This is a genomic window from Nonomuraea sp. NPDC049784 (assembly GCF_040659615.1).
Classification (GTDB): domain Bacteria; phylum Actinomycetota; class Actinomycetes; order Streptosporangiales; family Streptosporangiaceae; genus Nonomuraea.
Window position 1 is genome coordinate 1 of the sequence record NZ_JBFAMX010001279.1, and the last position, 1,132, is coordinate 1,132.

3 protein-coding genes are annotated in these 1,132 nt (G+C 70.1%); all 3 read left to right on the forward strand.

What is annotated here, in order from left to right; all coding sequences use genetic code 11:
* The coding region (locus tag AB0J09_RS65410; protein WP_360714639.1) for an aldehyde dehydrogenase family protein at positions 1–501 on the forward strand (501 nt) is incomplete at its 5' end.
* Positions 494–688 carry a hypothetical protein gene (locus tag AB0J09_RS65415; RefSeq protein ID WP_360714641.1) on the forward strand — a complete coding sequence of 65 codons (195 nt, stop codon included), beginning with the start codon at positions 494–496 and terminating at the stop codon, positions 686–688. The genes AB0J09_RS65410 and AB0J09_RS65415, both read left to right, overlap by 8 nt.
* Positions 681–1,132, forward strand: a 452-nt coding sequence (locus AB0J09_RS65420) for an aldehyde dehydrogenase family protein (RefSeq protein WP_360714643.1), incomplete at its 3' end; no start/stop codon positions are given. The genes AB0J09_RS65415 and AB0J09_RS65420, both read left to right, overlap by 8 nt.

Here is a 1,132-nt window from a genome sequence, read left to right on the forward strand (position 1 = left end):
AAGCGCCGGCTTGCGACGTTGCGGGTGGGTGATCCGCTGGACAAGAACACCGATGTGGGTGCGATCAACTCGGCTGAGCAGCTGGCCAAGATCCGCGAGCTGTCCGCGGTCGGGGAGTCGGAGGGGGCCGAGCGGTGGTCGCCGGCGTGTGAGTTGCCCGAGCGGGGGTTCTGGTTCCCGCCGACGATCTTCACCGGGGTGGCGCAGTCGCACACCATCGCCCGGGATGAGATCTTCGGCCCGGTGTTGTCGGTGCTGACGTTCCGTACGCCGGCTGAGGCGGTGGAGAAGGCCAACAACACCCCGTACGGGTTGTCGGCCGGGATCTGGACCGAGAAGGGCTCGCGCATCTTGTGGATGGCCGACAAGCTGCGGGCGGGGGTCGTGTGGGCCAACACGTTCAACAAGTTCGACCCCACCTCGCCCTTCGGCGGCTACAAGGAATCCGGCTACGGCCGCGAGGGCGGGTTGCTCGGATTGGAGGCGTACCTCGATGTCTGATCACCGCCGTCCCCGCCGCGCCAAGCGGCGGGCGCAGGCCACCAGGGGCCACGCCTTCGCCAGGGCCGGGCGGCCCGTACGCACCGGGTGGTACGCCCACCGCTGCGGCGTGAGCCGGTGCGGCCAGGTCTTCGTGCCGGTCGAGATGTCGCAGGAGTCCACATGGAGAGGGCGGGGCGATGAGTAGGTTGTCCGTCAGAAAGACCTACAAGCTGTTCATCGGAGGGGCGTTCCCGCGCTCGGAGAGTGGGAGGTCCTACCCCGTGACCTCGGCCAAGGGCGAGTTCCTCGCCAACGCGTCCCGCGCTTCCCGCAAGGACGCCCGCGACGCGGTGGTGGCCGCGCGAAAGGCGTTCCCCGGCTGGTCGGGCGCCACCGCCTACAACCGGGGGCAGATCCTCTACCGGGTCGCCGAGATGCTGGAGGGGCGGCGCGGGCAGTTCGCCGAGGAGCTGGGCGGCGGCAAGAAGGCGGCGCTCGAGCAGGTGGACGCCACGGTGGACCGGCTCGTCTGGTACGCGGGGTGGTCCGACAAGATCGCCGCCGTGCGTGGATCGGCCAACCCGGTCGCGGGGCCGTACTTCAACCTGTCCTCGCCCGAGCCGACCGGCGTGGTGGCCGTGATCGCGCC

Bases quoted from the DNA above. Each gene is read 5' to 3' on its own strand.
- AB0J09_RS65415 (WP_360714641.1), top strand. From the start codon at position 494: ATGTCTGATCACCGCCGTCCCCGCCGCGCCAAGCGGCGGGCGCAGGCC.